At 72.2% G+C, this 18,603-nt stretch carries 19 protein-coding genes, 1 tRNA gene and 1 pseudogene; 14 read left to right on the top strand and 7 right to left on the bottom strand.

What is annotated here, in order from left to right:
- Window positions 1–63 precede the first annotated feature (63 nt).
- The gene (locus M2157_RS33485; RefSeq protein ID WP_280867071.1) at window positions 64–1,041 is read left to right on the top strand and encodes an aldo/keto reductase; all 978 of its coding nucleotides are present in this window, start codon (window positions 64–66) and stop codon (window positions 1,039–1,041) included.
- A gap of 141 nt (window positions 1,042–1,182) precedes the next feature.
- Here M2157_RS33485 and M2157_RS33480 read toward each other — a convergent pair whose 3' ends face one another.
- Entirely contained in the window at window positions 1,183–1,413 is a 231-nt protein-coding gene (locus M2157_RS33480) for a DUF2277 domain-containing protein (RefSeq protein ID WP_030325559.1), read from the bottom strand.
- Between the two features lie 117 nt (window positions 1,414–1,530).
- On the opposite strand from M2157_RS33480, the gene M2157_RS33475 reads away from it, so the two are divergent.
- On the top strand, window positions 1,531–2,445 hold the full coding sequence (locus tag M2157_RS33475; RefSeq protein WP_280867070.1) for a 2-dehydropantoate 2-reductase: 915 nt from the start codon (window positions 1,531–1,533) through the stop codon (window positions 2,443–2,445).
- Between the two features lie 172 nt (window positions 2,446–2,617).
- Here M2157_RS33475 and M2157_RS33470 read toward each other — a convergent pair whose 3' ends face one another.
- The gene (locus tag M2157_RS33470) at window positions 2,618–3,130 is read right to left on the bottom strand and encodes a GNAT family N-acetyltransferase (protein WP_280867069.1); all 513 of its coding nucleotides are present in this window, start codon (window positions 3,128–3,130) and stop codon (window positions 2,618–2,620) included.
- 155 nt (window positions 3,131–3,285) lie between these two features.
- On the opposite strand from M2157_RS33470, the gene M2157_RS33465 reads away from it, so the two are divergent.
- Complete coding sequence (locus M2157_RS33465; RefSeq protein WP_280867068.1) at window positions 3,286–4,272, top strand: alpha/beta hydrolase; 987 nt, start codon at window positions 3,286–3,288, stop codon at window positions 4,270–4,272.
- On the opposite strand, the gene M2157_RS33460 is transcribed toward M2157_RS33465, so the two are convergent.
- A complete protein-coding gene (locus M2157_RS33460) occupies window positions 4,230–4,826 on the bottom strand; it encodes a dihydrofolate reductase family protein (RefSeq protein WP_280857301.1) in 597 nt (198 codons plus the stop codon). The two genes, M2157_RS33465 and M2157_RS33460, sit on opposite strands and share 43 nt — an antisense overlap.
- Window positions 4,827–4,903: 77 nt before the next feature.
- Window positions 4,904–6,091: an MFS transporter gene (locus tag M2157_RS33455; RefSeq protein ID WP_280857302.1), complete on the bottom strand. Its 1,188-nt coding sequence runs from the start codon at window positions 6,089–6,091 to the stop codon at window positions 4,904–4,906.
- A 177-nt stretch (window positions 6,092–6,268) separates the two neighbouring features.
- Here M2157_RS33455 and M2157_RS33450 point away from each other — a divergent pair, with 177 nt between their 5' ends.
- Both M2157_RS33450 and M2157_RS33445 read left to right on the top strand, forming a co-directional pair.
- Window positions 6,269–6,817: a YciI family protein gene (locus tag M2157_RS33450; RefSeq protein ID WP_280867067.1), complete on the top strand. Its 549-nt coding sequence runs from the start codon at window positions 6,269–6,271 to the stop codon at window positions 6,815–6,817.
- 62 nt (window positions 6,818–6,879) lie between these two features.
- Window positions 6,880–7,845 (top strand): YihY/virulence factor BrkB family protein, encoded by a 966-nt coding sequence (locus tag M2157_RS33445; protein WP_280867066.1) that lies wholly within the window; start codon window positions 6,880–6,882, stop codon window positions 7,843–7,845.
- A 247-nt stretch (window positions 7,846–8,092) separates the two neighbouring features.
- On the opposite strand, the gene M2157_RS33440 is transcribed toward M2157_RS33445, so the two are convergent.
- On the bottom strand, window positions 8,093–8,518 hold the full coding sequence (locus tag M2157_RS33440; RefSeq protein WP_280867065.1) for a DUF6003 family protein: 426 nt from the start codon (window positions 8,516–8,518) through the stop codon (window positions 8,093–8,095).
- A 226-nt stretch (window positions 8,519–8,744) separates the two neighbouring features.
- Here M2157_RS33440 and M2157_RS33435 point away from each other — a divergent pair, with 226 nt between their 5' ends.
- Both M2157_RS33435 and M2157_RS33430 read left to right on the top strand, forming a co-directional pair.
- A complete protein-coding gene (locus tag M2157_RS33435; protein ID WP_348541812.1) occupies window positions 8,745–10,070 on the top strand; it encodes an MFS transporter in 1,326 nt (441 codons plus the stop codon).
- Between the two features lie 51 nt (window positions 10,071–10,121).
- The gene (locus tag M2157_RS33430) at window positions 10,122–10,460 is read left to right on the top strand and encodes a hypothetical protein (RefSeq protein ID WP_059205715.1); all 339 of its coding nucleotides are present in this window, start codon (window positions 10,122–10,124) and stop codon (window positions 10,458–10,460) included.
- A 46-nt stretch (window positions 10,461–10,506) separates the two neighbouring features.
- On the opposite strand, the gene M2157_RS33425 is transcribed toward M2157_RS33430, so the two are convergent.
- A tRNA-Val gene (locus M2157_RS33425) sits at window positions 10,507–10,578 on the bottom strand.
- Window positions 10,579–10,813: 235 nt separating this feature from the next.
- Here M2157_RS33425 and M2157_RS33420 point away from each other — a divergent pair.
- From M2157_RS33420 to M2157_RS33390, 7 genes and pseudogenes are all read left to right on the top strand, one after another.
- Window positions 10,814–11,584, top strand: a complete 771-nt coding sequence (locus tag M2157_RS33420) for a DUF4097 family beta strand repeat-containing protein (RefSeq protein WP_280857306.1) — start codon at window positions 10,814–10,816, stop codon at window positions 11,582–11,584.
- An 80-nt stretch (window positions 11,585–11,664) separates the two neighbouring features.
- The gene (locus tag M2157_RS33415) at window positions 11,665–13,041 is read left to right on the top strand and encodes a hypothetical protein (protein WP_280867064.1); all 1,377 of its coding nucleotides are present in this window, start codon (window positions 11,665–11,667) and stop codon (window positions 13,039–13,041) included.
- Between the two features lie 140 nt (window positions 13,042–13,181).
- On the top strand, window positions 13,182–13,370 hold the full coding sequence (locus M2157_RS33410; protein ID WP_059205712.1) for a hypothetical protein: 189 nt from the start codon (window positions 13,182–13,184) through the stop codon (window positions 13,368–13,370).
- A 13-nt stretch (window positions 13,371–13,383) separates the two neighbouring features.
- Window positions 13,384–14,097: a hypothetical protein gene (locus tag M2157_RS33405; RefSeq protein ID WP_280867062.1), complete on the top strand. Its 714-nt coding sequence runs from the start codon at window positions 13,384–13,386 to the stop codon at window positions 14,095–14,097.
- A complete protein-coding gene (locus M2157_RS33400) occupies window positions 14,094–15,071 on the top strand; it encodes a hypothetical protein (protein ID WP_280867061.1) in 978 nt (325 codons plus the stop codon). Before M2157_RS33405 ends, M2157_RS33400 begins: the two co-directional genes overlap by 4 nt.
- A complete protein-coding gene (locus M2157_RS33395) occupies window positions 15,068–15,988 on the top strand; it encodes a hypothetical protein (protein WP_280867060.1) in 921 nt (306 codons plus the stop codon). Before M2157_RS33400 ends, M2157_RS33395 begins: the two co-directional genes overlap by 4 nt.
- Window positions 15,985–17,077, top strand: a pseudogene (locus M2157_RS33390) (serine hydrolase domain-containing protein). The gene M2157_RS33395 and the pseudogene M2157_RS33390 overlap by 4 nt, the downstream one beginning before the upstream one ends.
- 39 nt (window positions 17,078–17,116) lie before the next feature.
- Here M2157_RS33390 and M2157_RS33385 read toward each other — a convergent pair.
- Window positions 17,117–18,481, bottom strand: a complete 1,365-nt coding sequence (locus M2157_RS33385; RefSeq protein ID WP_280857312.1) for a carbohydrate-binding protein — start codon at window positions 18,479–18,481, stop codon at window positions 17,117–17,119.
- Window positions 18,482–18,603: the final 122 nt, after the last annotated feature.

Genomic DNA, 18,603 nt, shown 5'->3' with positions numbered 1-18,603 from the left:
CACGACCTGCCGGCCCGGGCGAGAGTGAGAGACCGGGTAACACCATGATCGGAAGAGGACGAGATGCGGTACATCAAGCTGCGTGACCTGGAGGTCTCCCGGATCGGTCTGGGCGCCATGGGCATGTCCCACGGCTATACCGGCTCGGGCACCGATGACGCGGAGTCGATCAGGACCGTGCACCGGGCGCTGGAGCTCGGCGTCACGCTCATCGACACCGCCGAGATCTACGGCCCCTACACCAACGAGGAGCTGATGGGGCGGGCGCTGAAGGGGCGCCGGGACAAGGTGGTGCTGGCCACCAAGTTCGGCCTGGTCTCGCACGCCGGTGAAGGCGCGTGGAACCTGGACTCCAGCCCGGCGAACATCCGCGCCGCGGTCGAGGGCTCCCTCAAGCGGCTGGGCACCGACCACATCGACCTGTACTACCAGCACCGGGTGGACCCGAACACGCCGATCGAGGAGACCGCCGGCGCTGTCAAGGAGCTGATCGACCAGGGCAAGGTCCGAGCCTTCGGCCTCTCCGAGGCCGGCCCGGACACGATCCGCCGGGCCCACGCCGTACAGCCCGTCACCGCGGTGCAGTCGGAGTACTCGCTGTGGACCCGCGGGATCGAGGAGCGCGTCCTGCCCGTCCTGCGCGAGCTGAACATCGGCCTGGTGCCGTTCTCCCCGCTCGGCCGCGGCTTCCTGACCGGCACCGTCCGCTCCATCGACCAGTTCGACGAGAACGACTTCCGCCGCGACAACCCGCGCTTCACCGGCGAGAACTTCCAGCGCAACCTGGCGCTCGCCGACGAGGTCAAGGCCCTGGCCGCAGAGGTCGGCGCCACCCCCGCGCAGGTCGCGCTCGCCTGGCTGCTCGCCCAGGGGGACGACATCGCCCCCATCCCCGGCACCAAGCGCGTCAGCCGGGTCGAGGAGAACACCGCCGCCGACGCCGTCACGCTGACCGCCGAGCAGCTCGACAAGCTCAGCAGCCTGCCGCCCGCCGCCGGCGACACCCACACCGAGGCCCAGGCACAGATGCTCGAACGCTGATCCCGCCCCGCCCCGTCGCGCCGCGCTTCGCGTGGCGCCCCGGCGTCAGCCCAACTCAACCCTGGCAGGTCCAGTCGAGGCGGCACCCGCCCGGCGGCGAGCACGGCCTACCCCGGCCGGCGGCCCCCGCGCCCGCCCAGGTCACCCCGCCTCGCGGCGAGCCGCTCCGCGGACTTCCAGGCCCGCCAGCAACTCCGCCGTAGCCTCCGCGATCACCTCCACGGCTCGGTCGAAGACCTCCTGGTTGTGGGCGGCGGGGGCCCGGAAGCCCGACACCTTGCGCACATACTGAAGCGCGGCGGCCCGGATCTCCTCCTCCGTCGCCTCCTCGGGCAACACGGGCGGACGAAGCGTCTTGATACTGCGGCACATACCGACAGTCTCCCTCCCCGAGCGGATCGGCGCTTCCGTCCGCCCGTTCCGAATGTCATGATCCTCGACGAGGCGGCCACCGGTTCCGGGGCCGACCGACGAGAGGAACAATCCGACATGGCGCACGACTCGGCGCACCAGAAACTCACCGTGGCCGTCCTGGGCCCGGGCGGCACCGGCGGCCTTCTCGCCGCCCTCCTCGCTCGCGCCGGACACCGCGTGATCTGCCTGGCGGGCGACGACACGGCGACCACCCTGCGCAGGGCCGGCCTCCAGATCCGCAGCGGCACCTTCGGCGACTTCACCGTCCCGGTGGAGGCCGACACCGAACTGCGCGAACCGGTCGACGCCTGCCTGATAGCCGTCAAGCACACCTCCCTGCACTCCGCCCTCGACCGCGTCCCGCCCACCACCCTGGGCCACGGCCTGGTCGTCCCCCTCCTGAACGGCGTGGAACACCCGGCGACCCTGCGCACCCGCTACCGCCCGGACCGGGTCGCCCCCGCGGTGATCCGCGTCGAGTCGACACGGATCGCGCCGGGTGTCATCGAGCACGGCAGCCCCTTCGCCGAGCTCGACCTGACCGGCGACGGCGTCCCCCGCGAGCGCCTCGACGCACTGGCCTCCGCCCTGGCCGAGGCCGGCCCCGCAACCCGTGTCCTGGACGACGAGTCGGCCGCCCTGTGGGCCAAGATGTCCTTCCTCGCTCCCTTCGCCCTCCTCACCACGCTGCACGCCCTCCCCCTCGGCGAGGTACGCACCCGCCACCGCGAGGAGCTGACCGCCCTGGTCGAGGAGACCGCCGCGGTCAGCGCGGCCTGCGGCGGCCCCGCCGACCCGGCCCAGGCCCTCGCCCGCTACGACGCCTTCCCGCCCCGGACGAAGTCCTCGATGCAGCGAGACGCGGAGGCGGGCCGCCCCCTCGAACTGGACGCGATCGGCGGGGCGTTGCTGCGCGCGGCGGACCGGCACGGGGTGAAGGTGCCCGTCGCGACCCGGGTGGTGGGCGAGTTGGCGGACGCCACCCGCTGACGGCCCAGCCCCGACCGCCACCGCCCGCCCTTACGCGCCCGGGCGTTGCTGCGCGCGGCGGACCGGCACGGGGTGCAGGTGCCCGTCGCGACCCGGGTGGTGGGCGAGTTGGCGGACGCCGCCCGCTGACGGCCCGCCCCGACCGGCACCGCCCACCCTCACGCGCGCCCCCTCAGCCGCCGTCGCCGCCCGTCAGGTCGAACCGCCAGTCGTTCGACATGAGCCAGTGCCCCTTCGGGTACTCGAACTCGGCCTGTCCGAGCAGCGTGAAGCCCGCCCGGCGACAGACGCTGTTCGACGCGGTGTGGTCCACGCTCGGGAACGCGTGCAGATACCGGTGCTCTCCGGCGGCCCGTGCCTCCTCGACGACGGCGCGGGCCGCCTGCGCGGCCAGTCCCCGTCCCTGGAACTCCGGCAGGATCCCCCACCCGGTCTCCCAAATCAGCGAGTCCCGCCACTCGCGCTGCCAGAACCCCACCGAGCCCACGGTCTCCCCGTCGTCCGCGAGCGTGACGCGGTACATCCGCCCCGCCGACAGCTCGACGTACCGCCGATGCCGTGCGACGAGCTTCTCCTCACTCTCCGGCCCGCCCAAGTGATCGGTCATCTCGGGGCTGTTGGTCCGCTCCAGCAGCCAGAAGTCGCCCTCCGCCCAGGGCACCAGCCGCACCTGCTCCGTATCCATGCCCGCCACCTTAGGCGCCAGGTCTGACAACGCCCCCGGCCTGCGGTTTTGCCGAACCGGCAACAGACCTCGCGCCATCCCGCCGTACGTTGACAGGATCGCCGTGAGCCGCAGTCCGTGAGCCGCCACCGCACCGCCGTACGCACGGAGGACACATGCCGCACCGCACCCACCGTCTGGTCCCCGGTCCCGCCGGCCGGATCCATCTCGTGGAGCAGGGCAGCGGGCCCCTGGTCCTGCTGCTGCACGGCTTCCCGGAATCCTGGTACTCGTGGCGCCACCAGCTGCCGGTGCTGGCCGCGGCCGGCTACCGCGCGGTCGCCGTGGACGTGCGCGGATACGGCCGCTCCTCGAAGCCGGAGGCGGTGGCGGCGTACCGGATGACCCAGCTGGTGGAGGACAACGCAGCCGTGGTGGAGGCACTCGGCGAGCGTTCCGCGGTGGTCGTCGGGCACGACTGGGGCGCGGCCATCGCCGCGCACTCGGCGCTGCTCAGGCCGGACGTCTTCCACGCGGTCGCCCTGCTGAGCGTGCCGTACACCCCGCCCGGCGGCCCCCGCCCCAGCGAGGTCTTCGCGCGGCTCGGCGGGGAGGAGGAGTTCTACGTCTCCTACTTCCAGGAGCCCGGCCGGGCCGAGCGCGAGATCGAACCGGACGTCCGCGGCTGGCTGGCCGGCTTCTATGCCGCGCTCTCCGCCGACACGATGCCCACGGCCGACGCCCACCTCATGCCCGCCGACCCCCACTTCGTCGCACCCGGCGGCCGGCTCCGCGACCGCTTCCCCGCCGACCGCCTCCCGGGCTGGCTCACCGAGGACGATCTCGACGTCTACGCGGGCGAGTTCGAGCGCACGGGCCTGACCGGTGCCCTGAACCGCTACCGCGCGATGGACCGGGACTGGAAGGATCTGGCCGCCCACGCGGGCGCGCCGATCCGTCAGCCCTCTCTCTTCCTGGGCGGCACCCTGGACGCCTCCACCACCTGGCTCTCCGACGCCATCGACGCCTTTCCCACCACCCTCCCCGGCCTCCGCGGCGCCCATCTCCTCGACGGCTGCGGACACTGGATCCAGCAGGAACGCCCCGAGGAGGTCGGCCGTCACCTGACCGACTGGCTGGGCTCGGTCGTGGCGGGTCGGTAGCGCACGTTCACCGCGGCCGTGCGGTCGCCGCCGTTGAGGAGTTCGAGGCGGAGGGGAGCGCCGCCGGGGTTGTCGAACAGCCGGATGCCGTCGCCGAGCAGGACGGGCGCGATGTGGAGGTCGATCTCGTCGATCAGTCCGCGTTCGAGGAGTTGGCGGCCGATCGTGGGTGAGAGGACCTCGACGTTCTTGCCGCCGGCGGCCTTGAGCGCGATCCGGACCGCTTCGGCGACGTCACAGCTCAGGAAGGTCACGCCGTCGGCGCTCGGCGCGTCCTCGGGGTGGTGCGTGAGGACGAACACCGCTCCCTGCCACGCCCCGCCGTAGATACCACCGGCGTCGGGAAAGGCGTCCCAGCCGTCCCGCCCGCCCAGCACGGCGCCGGTCGTTCCGGCGTACTCCTCGACGAGACCGGGCCGGAACGAGAACCCCGTCATCCAGTCCATCCCGTGCCCGGGGCCCGCCACGAACCCGTCCAGCGACATCGTGAAGTGCCAGAGCACCTTGCCCGCGGCGGTCTGCGGTTCCATGTCCGCGGCAGGCCTCGTGTTCACGTGCTGAGGGTTCTCCATGGCCGGTCCTCTCTCAGGGCGTTCCTCGTCCCCCTTGAGACCGGCCCCGCGCGCGAAAGTCATCGCCGGACCGCCGACGCGCGGGCCTGCCTTACGGCCGGCCTCGCTCGATGCGCGGCGACGGTCATGACGAAGACGGCGGTGAGCACGATGCCGGCGCCGACGTAGAGCGGTGCGGTGTAGCCGAGGCCCGCCGTGATCGCGAGGCCTCCGGCCCAGGCGCCCAGCGCGTTGCCCATGTTGGACGCGGACACGTTGGCACTGGCGGCCAGGGCGGCCCCGTGCGCGTAGTCGGTGACGCGGGTGATCATGCCGGGCACCCCGGCGAACCCGAACACGCCCATCAGGAACACCAGCACCACCGAGGCCGTGGCGCTGGTGGCGAGCAGCCCGAACACCACCAAGGTGACGGTGAGCCCGACCAGGGCGAGGACCAGCGCGCGGTCACGGTCGTGGTCGGCGGCCCGCCCGCCGATCAGGTTCCCGACGACCAGGCCGACGCCGTACACCATGAGCAGCCAGGCGACATCCGCCGAGGAGAAGCCGGTGACCTCGGTGAACGTGTAGGCGATGTAGCTGAACGCGCCGAACATCCCGCCGTAGCCGAGCGCGGTGGCGACCAGGGTCAGCCAGACCTGCCCGGACCGGAAGGCGCCGAGCTGAGCGCGCAGGCCGGTGGGGACCGTCGGCGGTGTCTGTCCGACGTGGCTCGGCACGAACGCGACGATTCCCACGAGCGCGAGCAGGCCGATCACGGTGACCGCCCAGAACGCGGCCCGCCAGCCCCAGCGCTCCCCCACCAGCGCGCCGAACGGCACACCGAGCACGTTCGCGACGGTCAGCCCGGCGAACATGACGGCCACCGCGCGGGACGCGCGCTCCGGCGCGACCAGGCTGCGCGCGACCAGGGAGCCGATGCCGAAGAACGAGCCGTGACACAGCGCCGCGACGATCCGACCGAGCAGCATCACCGGATAACTCGGCGCGATCGCGGACAGCAGGTTGCCGAGGACGAACAACACCACCAGGCCGACCAGCACGTGTTTGCGGGGCAGCCGCGCGGTCGCCGCGGTCAGGGCGATCGCACCGACCGCCACGCTCACCGCGTATCCGGAGATCAGCCGCCCCGCTGCCGCCTCGGACACCGCGAAACCCGCCGCCACCTGGGGCAGCAGCCCCGCGATCAGAAACTCGGTCAACCCGATCCCGAACCCACCGACGGCCAACGCGACAAGCCCCCTTGGCATCCGCGACCGTCCGATCACCGGGCTATGCACGACAATCCTCAAGATCCGCCTTCATGAGCCGACCCTCGCGTCCCGACCGCGAGTCGGTCCATGGACAAAGAAACGACGACGCTTGGACGAAAGCGGGGCACGAAATGCCGTTGAGATGAGGCCGCCCGTGGACAAGGCTCCGTGGTCATGGAGTTCTTCTGTTACCACCGTGACCGGCCCGGCTCCCTGTCACTGCGCGAGGAGCTGACGGAAGCGCACTGGTCCTACATGGACCGGTACGCGGCCGAACTGATCGCCCGTGGGCCGACGTTCGCCGTCGGCGGTGAGGCGCCGACGGGGAGCGTACACATCGTCGAGCTGCCCGATCCGGCGGCCGCCCGCGCTTTCGCGTTCGACGAGCCCAACTATCAGGCGGGTGCGTACCGGGACGTACTCCTGCGCCGTTGGCGCAATCTGCTGGGCCGCACCATGTGGGACTTCCCGGGCGGCCGGACCGGTGGCGACCGGTATCTGGTGCTCGGTCTCGGCGCGGGAGAGGCCGTCGACCTCGCCGTACCGGCCGACAGGGACGACCTGATCGCCTACGGTCCTCTTCTGTCCGACGACGCCGACGCCTGGCTGGGCACGGCGGCCCTGGTCCGTGCCCCGGACCCGGAGGGGGCTCGGGCGGTGCTGACCGCGGACCGGTACGCGGCCGTGGAGGTCCACGAGTGGGAGTTCGGCGGACGACGCTGACAACCTTGGTTCTCGGGGCAACCGCACAGGGACCAGCCGTCCGAGCAAGGAGCGTCCGCGCCATGGGTACCGTCGTCCGCGTCCCGCAGACCAGGGACATGATCGGGGACGAGCTCTCCGGAGACGAGGCCTTCACCGCCCTGCGCCACTACGGCGGGCTGCGGCTGCTGGCCGACTCCTTCGCGCGGTTCCGTTACGCCGACGGCTTCACCAACGCCCGCGCCCTCGCCTTCCAGGTGGTGCTCGGGCTGGTTCCGTGCACTGTGGCACTGGTCGGCCTCGCCACCTCGGTGCACACGGAGGGCGTGGGCCGGATCATCGAGCTCACCCTCGGCCGGATCGTGCCGGGCGCGAGCGCCGACATCGTGAAGGACGCCTTCGACGGGACGCGGCGCACCGCGCACGGCGATGTCTGGAGCACGCTCGCCCTGTGGCTCGGTCTGGGCTTCGCGCTGTTGAACCTCGCCTCGGCCATGGGCCAGATCGAACGCGGCGCGAACCGCATCTACGGCATCGAGCGGGACCGGCCCTTCCCGCGCAAGTACGCGCGCGGGCTCGTCCTCGCGCTCGCCGCCGGTCTGCCGCTGGTGCTGGGGTTCGTCGCGCTGGTGGCCGGTGAGGCCGTGGGCGACGCGGTGGCCGCGTCCGCGGGCCGGGACGGCGGCGGGCCGCGCTGGTGGGGTGTGCTCGACCTGCCCGTGGGGCTCGCGCTGGCCTGGGTGGCCTCCGCCGTGATCTTCCGCTGGTCGCCGCGGCGCGTGCAGCCCGGTTACACCTGGCTGGCCTTCGGCTCGGCCGTACATCTGTTGCTGTGGGTGGCGGCCACCTGGCTGCTCGCCCTGTACGTCGAGGAGAGCGGTGCCTTCGGCGCCGTGTACGGGCCGCTCACCGCCTTCATCGCCCTGCTCCTGTGGGCCAACCTCACCGCCGTCGCGCTCTTCCTGGGCATCGCCTTCGCCGCCCAACTGGAAGCGGCCCGCGCCGGCATCAAGTCGGCCGTCCATCCGGACCCCGGCCCGGGTGTCTGAAGCCAGCACGGTCAGCCCTGCGCGGCGGCGGTCACCGTCGCCGGATCCACCCCGGTCAGCTCGACGACGCGGTGCGGCGGCACACCCGCGGCCGGCGCAGGCCTGGGAGACCGGGCGGCAGCTTCATCGTCAGCCCTCCGCCCCGGCGGTCACCGTCGCCGGGTCCACCCCGGTCACTTCGACCATGCGGCGCGGCGGCACGCCCGCGGCCGACGCAGACGCGTGAGGCCGGACGGCAGTCTCGTCCTCAGCCCTGCGCGGCGGCGGTCACCGTCGCCGGATCCACCCCGGTCAGCTCGACGACGCGGTGCGGCGGCACACCCGCGGCCAGTGCGCGGCCGATCAGGTCGTCCCGGCCGTCCGCGGACTCGCGGTAGGCGAGCAGCTCCTCCTCGACCCCGGCGATCGGTTCCGGTGCCAGGTGGTGGCGGAGCCGGTTCAGTTCCTCGTCGTTCAGCGGCACCGGCAGTCGCTCGGCCCCCTCGGGCACGGCGGCGGTCTCCTCAGGTGGCAGCAGACGCAGCTGCGGGGAGGTCGCCGTGGTTCCCTGCGCGTCCAGCCACGCGCGCACCGCGGGAGTCTCCATGCACGCGAGATCGCCGACGGCGGCGGGGGGCACGCCGAGTTGCGCGGACGCGTCGTCGAGCAGGAACAGATAGGCGTCGTCGGTCATCCTCGGCTCCTTCGCGACACTGACTCCTCAACCTCCTCAACAGGGGCTGATCGACCTCCCATTACCCCGCCTCGCCCGGCTAATGTTCTGCTTCGGCGAGTGACCGAAGAGGAGCGAGGACATGGTCGGTCTTCCGAGCGCGCGTTGACGTCGTAGGCCGTCCGGCCTGTCATCGCGTGCTGCCCTTGATGGTGTGGCACAGCAAGCCTTCGATCGAAGGGTCCCCGTGCCGTCCGCTTCCTCCTTTTCCTCCGCCGTGTCCGATTCCGGTCGCCCCGCCCCGTCGAGTCTGTGGCGGGACCGTGACTTCCGTCGCCTCTGGGTGGGCCAGACCGTCTCCCAACTCGGCGAGCACACAAGTCTGTTGGTGTTGCCGCTCTTCGCCGTCCTGACACTCGACGCCAGTGCCGGCCAGTTGGGCATCCTCCGCGCTGTCGGACAGGCGCCCATCCTGTTGCTCTCGCTCTTCGCCGGCGCGTGGGTGGACAGATGGCGGACCCGCACGGTGATGGTGCTGACGGACGCCGGCCGGGCCCTGGCACTGGGCGCCGCCGCCCTGGGCGGTCTTTTCGGCCTGCTCGGCCTGCCCGCACTGCTCGTGGTCGCCTTCACCGTGGGCGCCCTGTCCGTGTTCTTCGACGTGGCGTACCAGGCGTCTCTCGTACGGCTGGTGAGACGCGATCAGCTGGTGCGGGGCAACAGCGCGCTCGAGGGCAGCCGGTCCGCGGCGCAGATCGGCGGCCCCGCCCTCGGCGGTGCGTTGGTGTCCCTGCTCTCGGCGCCGATCGCCGCCGCCGGCAGCGCGCTGTTCTTCGCCCTGTCGTTCCTGTCGATCCGACGGATCCGTCGCCGCGAGGCGATACCGGAGCGCTCGGAACGTCCCCCTCGCATGGGGCGGCGCATTCACGAGGGCCTCCGTTTCGTCGTCGGCGACACCTCGCTGCGGACCGTGTGCCTCGCCTCGGCCGCCTTCCAGTTCTGCTTCGCGGCCATGATGACCGTCTATCTGCTCTTCCTGCCGCGGGAGCTGCACCTGTCGGGCACCGCCGTCGGGCTGGCGCTCGCGGCGACGGGGCCGGGCGCGCTCCTGGGCTCGGTGCTGGCCGCCCGGCTGCCGGGCCGGTTCGGTTACGGCGTGGTGCTCGTGTCCGCGGCGGCACTCGGCGACGGCGCGTTCCTGTGCGTGCCCGCGCTGCACGGCTCCGCCGCGGTGACGCTCCCCGTGCTCCTCGCGGTCGGCTTCGTGTTCGGGACGGGCGGCCAGTTGGTGAACGTCATGGTCATGGCCGTCCGGCAGACGGCCACCCCGGACGGGATGCAGGGCCGCGCGTCCGCCACGATCACGTTCGTCGGTATGGGGATGACCCCGCTCGGCTCCCTCCTCGGCGGATTCCTCGCGCAGGAGTGGGGGTTGCGCACCAACCTCCTGGTGACGGCCGCGGGCATGCTGCTGTCCCCGGTGGTGCTGGCCCTGTCCCCGCTCGCCAGCCTGGGGCGGACGCTTCCCGCGCGTGCAGGAGGCGGGAGGGATCGAACGCCCCCGTTCGCATGAACCTCCCGAAGCCACTCGCAACCCAAAATCGAACAGGCGTAGCATTGTGGCGTGGCTACGACCTATGACTTTCCGAGTGACCTCCTCGCCGGTCAGGAGGAGCTGCATCAGGTCCGGGCCGAGCTGTCGGCCCTGCTCAAGCGGCTTCCCTGGTCGGTCGCGCCGCTGGACGGCTTCAGTGACAGCACCGGCTGGCGGAAGGTGGAGCGCCCCGCCTCCCCCGGCTGGACCCCCGACGAACAGGCCGAGGTGGAAAAGCTCCGGCAGCGCGAACACGAACTCGCGGTCTTCGTCACCACCCACCGCTTCTGGACGGACGTGGCGACACCGGAACGCGTGGACGCCCGCACCAGGCTGAAGCACGCGTCCCGCGGGCCGGAAGCCGGCTGAACGACGAAGGACCCCGGCCGAGATCGGCCGGGGTCCTCTTCCGGTGTGGGCGCGGACGGTTTCGAACCGCCGACATCCTGCTTGTAAGGCAGGCGCTCTACCCCTGAGCTACGCACCCGAGACGAGTCGACAGCCTACCTTGCCCGGGACCCTGTCCTGCAAACTCTTTGCCGGGGGCCCGGCGGAGTCGGAGCAGGAGTCAGGGCAGGCGTCAGGGTCGATACGGGGGAAAACCCCACCCCCTATCCGGGAGCGGCCCGGATCCCCCGCGGGAGCCCCGGTCCCTAGCCTCGAACCAGGGTCGCGGACTGCCCGCGGCCGCCCGCTCAGGGCTAGCTCAGGGGGAGATCGTCATGGTCCGTTCCGTTCCCGTACGTGCCGCCGCCGCGGCCGGGGTCGTCGCGCTCGTCGTCGCGGGGGCCACCGCCTGCGGCGCCTCCGCCGGGGACGACAAGACCCCCGACCACAAGTCCTTCGCGCTACACGGCCGCACCCTCACCGTCGACTCCGACGACTCGGCACTGGAGATCGTCGCCGCCGATTCGAACAAGGCGGGCACGGTCGAGGTCACCCGCTGGTTCCAGGGGACCGTCGCCCTCGGCAAGGACCCCGAGGTGACCTGGTCGATGAAGGACGACCGGCTGGTGCTGCGCATGAAGTGCAGCGGTGTCGTGGCCGACTGCGCGGCCAAGCACCGCATCGAGGTGCCGCGGGACATCAGCGTGAAGGTCCAGGACGGCGACGGCAGTGTGCGGGCCCGGGGATTCACCCGGCCGCTGAGCATCAGCACCGGTGACGGTTCCGTGCGGGTCACCGACTCCAGCGGGCCGCTGGAGCTGCACACCGGCGACGGCTCCATGAGGGCGGAGGTCACCTCCCGCCGCATCACCGCCCGCACCGGGGACGGCTCGCTCCACCTCGAACTCGGCGCCGTACCGGACCGGGTGGAGACCCGCAGCGGCGACGGCTCCGTGACCGTCGAGCTGCCGAAGGCCACCTACCGCGTGGACACCAAAACCGGCGACGGAGGGGTCGACGTGTCCGTGCCCCGGTCCGACTCCAGCGACCACGTCGTGTCCGCCCAGAGCGGAGACGGCAAAGTCACGGTCCGAACCGCGAACTGACCGGCCCGTGTGTTCGTCCTCTACCGGTGGGAGAATGACATCGGGCACCGCCAGGACGGAACACAGCACGGGAGAGGGATGTGACGGCGACACCATCGCAGCCGTACTCGTCGCCGATGGTGCCGCGCGCACCCCGCCAGGGGCTCAAGGACACCCTCACCCTCGTCGGGCTGCCCCTGCTCGTCGCCCTCGCCCTGCCGGCCGCGTTCGCGGGCGGCGGCACCCGGCGCTGGTTCGGCGGGCGGGCGGAGAGCCAGCGGGCCGAGGCGCAGGCCGCCAAGGACGCCGCCGCGGCCGCCTTCTACGAGCTGGACACCGCCCAGCGGGATCTGCGGATCTCGATAGAGACCATCACGGCCGTCGACGACTCCCCCGCCGCCCGGCGGGCGGTCGCCGACTTCCAGGCGGTCAGCGGGCGGATCGACGAGGCCAGTCAGCGCTACATCGAGGCCGTCGACGCCCATGACCTCGACCGGGACGACCTGGAGGCCTCGGCCGCCGCACACGCGCGTACCGAGCTCACCCGGGCCAAGGACGACCTCGGCAACGTCAAGCGGGAGCTGGACCGTTTCGGCGACAGCCTCGGACCGCTGCTCGGCAAGGCCGAGACCCAGCTCGCCCGCCTCGCCCCGGCCGTCGAGCGGGCCCGGCAGGGGCTGCTGGCCGCCTCCAACGCCCTGGACGCCGTACGGGAGTCGGGGCTGACGGCGGACGACCTCGCCGCCCGGCTCGCCGCCCTGGGACCCGAACTGACCAAGCTCAACCAGGGCGCGGGACAGCACGGCGTGCCACAGACCCTGGAGCGGGCCGAACGGGTCGCGCGGGAGGCCGAGTCGATCCGGGTGGAGGCCGAGCGGCTGCCGGAGCGGGCCGCGGAGATCGACCACCGGCTCGTCTCCCTCCGCACCCGCGCCGAGGCCCTCACCACCCGCGCGGGCCAGGTCGACCCGGTGCTCAGCGAACTGCGCCGCCGGTTCACGGCCGCCTGCTGGCAGGACCTCCAGCACGTCCCGGACCAGGCCACGGAGAACGTACGGCAGGCCGAGCAGAAGCTTCGCGAGGCCCGCGCCGCGCGTGACGAACAGCGCTGGCCGGACGCGACCGCCCTGCTCTCCACCGTCCGCGCCCTGCTCAAAACCACCGACGAGTCAGTCTCCGCCGCCGGCGACCGGCTGCACCGGCTGAACGCCGTGCAGAAGGACCCCCAGCAGGAGATCGACCGCACGCGCTTCGCCATCCGCGACGCCCAGCGCCTCGCCATGAGCGGCCGCAACACCCCCGAACCCAGGCACGCACGCCCGTTGGACGACTCCGTGGCCCGCCTGGACCGGGCGATCGGCACGCTGGAGGGCCGCCACCCCGACTACTGGCACTTCCTCACCGAGACGGAAGCGGTACGGCAGTCGGTGGCTCGGGTGGTCTCGCAGATCCGCGAGGAGCGCGGGGGCTCGCACTGAGAGTGCGTCACTCGTCAACTACTCGCGAGCGGGAGATTGAATCTCGCACGAGATAGACAAATCGCTCTCTTTTGCATAGATCGCTCGAATGGGGTGACATGGAATGAGACCCGCATATCTCTCGTAAAGGAGATGGTGGTATGTCTTCCACCGAGTTCCTGCTCGACGACCTGACCGACGCCCCCGGCATCGACGTAGAAGCGGCTCTCGACCCCGTCGAGGCCGACGGCTACTACCGCGACAGCCGCCAGTGCGCGGCGCTCGCTCTGGTGTCGTCGTCGAGCCAACTCCTGCTCTCGCCTCCGACGCCACGGCCGAAGAAGGGCTGACGGGAGAACCCGAATGGAGCAGTCAGGCACTTCGACCCGCCTCGCGGGCGCGGTGCAGGACCTCATGTCGGAACTGGTCTCCGCTCTTCGGAGCGGAGACCGTTTCCGGCTCGCAGGCACGGTCGGGCGGGGGAACGGCCCCCAGGCGACCGCCGACCCGGCCCTCGCCGCCGTACGGGTGGTCGGAGCCGATGTCGTCCTGCCGAGCGTCCTGCTGCGCTGCGCGCCCCCCGAATCGGACGATCTCACCGTGTTCAGCAGGGCCGTGCACGCCTACCCACCACCCGCCGGAGCCCCTCCCACCTCGGTGTGGAGCCATTGGGCCATGCGGCGGGCGCTGCTGCGGCTGGACGCGTCCCTCGACGGCGCGTCGGGCGACGACACCGAGCCCGAGGCGGCCTGGCTCGAGGACGCGCCGTGGCAGGTCCTGACCCATCAACTCGCGGTGCTCGCCCCGCTCGCGCTCCCCGGCGAGGACTGCGCGGTGGCCCGAGTGGCGCGCCGCCGCCCGCTCGACGTGGCCCGGGGATTCGTACGGGCGGTCCGCCGCCGCGACTGGCTCCAGGCGGCCGGAGCGGGACGCTGGCTGGTCCTCCTCGACGAGGTGCCGCAGACGCTGGGCCTGGACACCGGGCTGGAGTTCGTGGCGCAGATGGGCGGCGAGGACGCCCGCGTGGCGTTCCAGGTCGAGGCCGCTCAACTGATGCGTGCCGGAGTGCCGGTGTGACGGCGCACGAGGTCCGGGCGACGCGCGAGGTCCGGGCCCTGGGCGAGGCCGCGTTGGCCTGGGTCTCCGCCCACCGCGAGCAATTCGCGCTCGGCGACGACGCGCTCGCCGAGCACGGCAACGTGAACACCACCTGGAAACCATTCGGTGAGTTGGCCCAGGTGTGCGTGTGCGTACGACGGCACACCGATCCGGCCGACCCGCTCCACGTGCTGGCGTCCGACCTGCTGTCCTTTGCGTGGCAACAGACCGGGCGCGGCGCGCTCTTCGTGGAGTTGCAGCGCCTCGAACCCTTCGCGACCTATCCCCTGGAGGTCTACGCGGCATTCGCGTCGGCCGGCCTGCGCCACGCCGGCTACGAGAGCGCCACCGCGACGGTGGCCCGTACCCGAGGCTGGCACCTGACGGAGCAGGAACCGAACCGACGCCTGAGCGTGCTCAACTCCGAGCGCCGCAGCGGCCTCCCGGAACACGAGGACATGCCGCGGGCACTGCGCCGCACCTGGCTCGCCGGCCTACCGGAACCGTGGACGTTCGAGCTGGCCGCCGGCTACACGCTCACCCACGTGATCTTCCATCTCACCGACTGGGGCCTGACCCCGCAGGCCGTACCCCCGCCCGTCGCGGCCTACCTCCGGCACTGGCTCGCGCCCTGGCTCGACACCTGTCTGGAGGACGAGCAGTGGGACCTGAGCTGCGAACTGCTGGCCGTGGCGAGCAGTCTGCCCGGCCCGCCGGACCGCGCCCTGTTCCAGGAGGCCTGGGCCAGACTCTCGGTGGCGCAGAACGACTCGGGTGCCGTCCCGGAGGTCGGCGGCCGGGGCAGCCGTACGACCGATCCCGACTTCATCGACTGTTACCACTCGACACTGATGACGGCCTTCGCCGCCGTGCTGACCGTCAACCGGCTGCGCGAGACGGCCGGGGACGCGCAGGCGGTTGCGGCGGACGGCGGACAGGGAGTGCCGGGATGACCAACACGCGTCTCATCCACAACGTCGGGGTCGGCGCTCTCGAGTGGCTGCACGCCCACCGCGACGGATTCCGGCTGGAGTTGGACGCCGACCCGGAGATCGGCTTCCTGGAACGCTTCAAACCGGTCGGTGAACTCGCCCTCATCTGCAAGGTGCTGTTCCGCGAGGGCGTGGCCGGATCCCGACAGGCCGCGCTGGCACGGCAGTTGATCGACCACGCCTGGTGTCACACCCTGGACGGCGGCCGGATGCTGGTGCGCGGCCAGCGCACCGAGCCCATCTCGCCCATCCCCTTCGAGGTGTACCTGCCGTTCAAGGAGCTGGGCTACAGCAGCCCCGAGGCCGAGCGGGCCTTCCGGCTCAACCAGCGGCTGGACAGCTACGCCGCCCTGGAGATGTCACCGGTCCGGCGCCTCGGCCTGTCCGCCTTCCAGCGCCGCTTCGGCCTGCCGGCCCGGGTTCCGGAGGCCGACGTCGTCGGCGCGACGTGGCTGGGGCGTTCACCCGAACCCTGGACCGTGGAAGGGCACATCGCCTACGACATCACCCACACCGTCTTCCACCTCACCGACTGGGGAGAGAACCCCGACGGTCTGCCGGCCGAGGTGGCCGGCTACCTCGCGGACTGGCTGCCGGCCTGGCTGGACGACTGGCTCGACCTGCAACGCTGGGACCTGCTCGGTGAACTGCTCGTCGTCGATGCCTGTCTGCCCCGCCCCACCTTCGACGAGCGGGCCTGGGAAGGCTTCGCCGCCGCCCAGCAGCCCGACGGCGCGATGCCCGCCGTGCGCCATATGCCTGAGGGCGCACCCGACGAGGTCTTCGACGTCGTCTACCACCCGACGCTGGTCGCCGCCTTCGCCTCCGTCCTGGCCACGTCCCGCGCCCTGACGCGGCTGGCGCACGCACCGTCATGACAGTCGGCGCACACCCCGCGCGTCCCGCCCCCTGGCCGGGCGTCCCGCCCGACGTCACCGGCGTGACGTGGAGGGGGACACTCGACGACGACGAGGCGGTGCGGCGGCTCGACGAGGCCGTTGCCGCCGTGGACGCGCCCGACGTCGTCTTCGCCCTCTCCCGGTACGGTCGCCGCACCGTGCGCACCGGCGGTACCGCGCCGCCCCCGCCCGTTCCCCGCGATCGGCTGCGCTACGAAATGGGCTCGGCCTCCAAGACGTTCACCGGACTGCTGCTGGCCCATCTGACCCAGACGGGTCTGCTGTCCGCGGGCGAGCCCGCCGCCGCCCTGCTGGATCCGGCTCGGCGGCCCGGCGGGGATCCCGTCACCCTCGCCCATCTGATCACCCACACCTCCGGACTGCCCGGCCTGCCCGGCGACTTCTTCGTCAGGGCGCTGCCGACGTGGCGCACCAACCCCTACGCCCGCTATCCGGCCGAGCGCGTGGTCGACGCCTTTCTGCGCCACCGGCAGCGCCACCGGCCCGGCACCCGCTGGCACTACTCCAACTTCGGTGTCGCCGTCCTCGGTCACGCCCTGGCGGCGGCGACCGCCACCCCGTGGGACGAGCTGCTCACCGGTCGTGTGCTGGATCCGCTCGGGCTGAGCGGCGCCACCCTCGCCCCCGGCGGCCCGGACACCGACGCCGGCGGGCACCGCAAGGACGGCACCACGCCCGTTCCGCCGCTGACCGTCGGCGGCTTCCAGGCGGCCGGTGCCGTCCGGGCCACCCCGCACGACCTGCTCACGTTCCTGGAGGCACATCTCGATCCGTCGGACAGGCCACTGACCGGTGCGCTGCGCGCGGTACGCCGCCCCGTGCTCCGGCGCGGTCTCGGGCACCGGCAGGTGCACACGGTGGCCTGGTTCCAGCACCCCACGGAGTGCGGTCCCATGTACTTCCAACGGCGGGGCGACACTCGGTCAGCAGGCCTTCCTGGGCTTCCGGCCCGACATCGGAACGGCGCTGGCCGCAATGTGCACCCGCCGCTTCCGCGCCCGCGATGCCTTCGTGCCGACCGCGTACACCCTGCTGGCAGAGATGTAGCGGGCCGGCGAGTCAGGCATCGCCGACGTCACCGCGTCCTCAGACGCGCTGCCACAGGGCCGGAGTGAGGGCGGGCTGCCACGTGGCCTGCGCCTGATGGGGCTGCAGGCACTCGTACGAGACGCCGTCGTGGATCACCTGCGCTCCCACCTCGTAGACCCGACCGGCGGCCCAGCCACCCTCCTGACCGTCCTCGGGGGCGGTGGTACCGCTTTCGGCCGTGCTCGTCCTGAGAGTGAGGCCGTACGTGCTGAGGAGCGGGTTGATCGGCTGGTAGAAGGTCGTTCCGCCCCTCGTGCAGTCGCCGGACCCGCCGGACGTGACGCCCTGGGCCTGGGCCCCGGAGATGTACGAGCCACCGGAGTCGCCCGGCTCCGCGCATACCGTCGTACGGGTCACGCCGTCGACGGTGCCCTGGGAGTAGCTGACGCTCGTGTCGTGCTGCTGGATCGTGCCGCAGTGCCAGCCGGTGGTGGAACCGGACCGGCACACCGCGGCACCCGTCAGGGCCTGCACCGAGCCGGCGGTCTGAACGTCCTGGTCGCCCTCCCCCCTGACGGCGGGCGTAGCAGTCCAGTCACTGTTGACGCCCACCCATGCCATGTCCTGGCCGGGGAAGACGGACGCCTGGAAGGTGCCCTGGGCGACCTGGTTGAACCCGGTGGTCTTCGCCCCGGCCTTCCCGCAGTGGCCGGCCGTCGCGAACCCGTGCTGGCTGCCCTTGGTGACGCCGAACCCCACGGAACAGCGGGCCGTGCCGTCGATGTAGAAGGCGTCGCCGCCCCGGATGTCGTACAGGGCGCGCGGCTGGTCGGCCGACACCTTGACGCGCACGATCGCCCTGTCGACGCCCGCGGCCGCGATGAGTGTGTCCGCGGCGGCGCGGCTCTTCGCCTGCACCGTCACCCGGTTGGTCCGTACGTCGATGTACCGGACCGGAGTGTCCAGGGCCTCGCCGGTCACGGAAGCGTCCAGCCTCGCCTTGGCGGTCTTCAGGTCCTGCAGCGGGGTCCTGACGACCACCGCCCGCGCTCCACCGGCCTCGATGGCGGGGCTGTCCGCGGCCTCGGTGGTCGCCACCGTCAGGTCCGCGGAAGTGTCGCCGCTCACCCAGGCTCCCGCGAAGCGCTTGCCCAGCGCGTTCTGGAGGCGGCCCGCGCGAGTGCCCGCCTCGGCCTCGTTGACCAGGCGCGTCCTGGCCTGGGCCTCGGTCAGGCGCAGATCACGCTGCAGCGCCCGCAGGACCTCGGGCGAGGGATCGTTCGCGCCGAGCGTCTCGGCGGCGGAGGGCACCGTCGTCGGCGCGGGGGGCTCGACGGCCGCGGCCGCGGGCAGCGCCGTGAGCACGAGGGCACTGAGCAGCGTCAGCGCGGCACAGCCGGCCGAAGCGTGTCTGTGGACCATCAGGCATCTCCTCGGGTGTGAGTAAAGGTCTCGAATCCCTAGGCTTTGCCGGGAAGGGCACGGACGATGTCCGATTCGTGCCCGTTCCACGCATCGGACGACAAGAGAGGGCCGCCCGGCGG

Origin of the sequence: Streptomyces sp. SAI-127, assembly GCF_029894425.1 — a bacterium.
Taxonomy (GTDB): domain Bacteria; phylum Actinomycetota; class Actinomycetes; order Streptomycetales; family Streptomycetaceae; genus Streptomyces.
This window is presented reverse-complemented; position numbering and strand designations above follow the sequence as displayed.